The organism is Tenebrionibacter intestinalis (assembly GCF_016632365.1).
Lineage (GTDB): Bacteria > Pseudomonadota > Gammaproteobacteria > Enterobacterales > Enterobacteriaceae > Tenebrionibacter > Tenebrionibacter intestinalis.
This window is the reverse complement of sequence record NZ_JAEPBH010000147.1, coordinates 1-850: the sequence shown is the minus strand read 5'-3', so window position 1 is coordinate 850 and position 850 is coordinate 1. Positions and strand designations below refer to the sequence as shown.

The following is an 850-nucleotide window of genomic DNA, read 5'->3' as shown; positions in this document are numbered from 1 at the left end:
TCGCGTCCTTAATGGTCACAACCGCCCCGGCCGCTGCGGTGCCCTGCAGCTCCGGCGTACTGTCGTCCGTCAGCCCGCCTGTCAGCACAGCCCCGGTAAGCTTGCCCACATTGTCGTTGGCGTGATCGATCGTCAGCGCAACGCTGCTCGCATCCACGGTAAAGTCCACCTTCGGGCTGAGGGTTTCGTTACCGGCGCTGTCCGTAATTTTAATCTGATAGCTGTGCTCGCCGTCTTCCAGCGACGCCAGCGGCAGCGTCCAGTTGCCCTGCGCATCCACCACCACGCTGCCGGCCGCCGTCGTGCTGCCGTCCAGGTAAACCGCCACCGTGGCCCCCGCTTCGCCGGTGCCGGTCAGGGTCGGCGTGCGGTCGTCCGTTACGTCGCCGGCGTTAATCACGCCCGTTTTGTCGCCCTGGTCGTCATTGAGCGTCGCCACCGCCTGCGCCGGCGCCACGGTATCCAGCACTATCGGGAAGGCCCCGGTTTCTGCTGAAGATACGCCTGCGGCGTTCACCGCCGTGGCCGTCAGGTCGTAGGCGCCGTCCTCGCCCAGCGCATCCGTGGTGATGCTCCAGCGGCCATTTTCATCCGCCGTGCCTTCGCCCACCTTCACGCGCTGCCCGTCTTTGTCGGTTGCCCAGATTTGTACCGTCATCCCCGCCCCGGCCGTGCCGTTGAGCGTCAGCGTGGCGTCATTGGTGGCCTGCCCTTTTTGCAGCAGCCCGGTATCCGCATCCGTTCCCTGGGTGTAATTATCTTCCACGTTCTCAATGGACGGCTGCGCCGGGGCGCTGGTCAGCAGGGTGAAATCCCAGCTTTCATCGCTGGTCCCGGAGACCTGCGGCCC

1 protein-coding gene is annotated in these 850 nt (G+C 65.5%); it reads right to left on the bottom strand.

The genetic code is table 11. The features are described 5' to 3' along the window. Positions 1 to 850 (bottom strand): Ig-like domain-containing protein (locus tag JJB97_RS18185; RefSeq protein ID WP_238715488.1); only part of this gene is annotated, 850 nt, incomplete at both ends.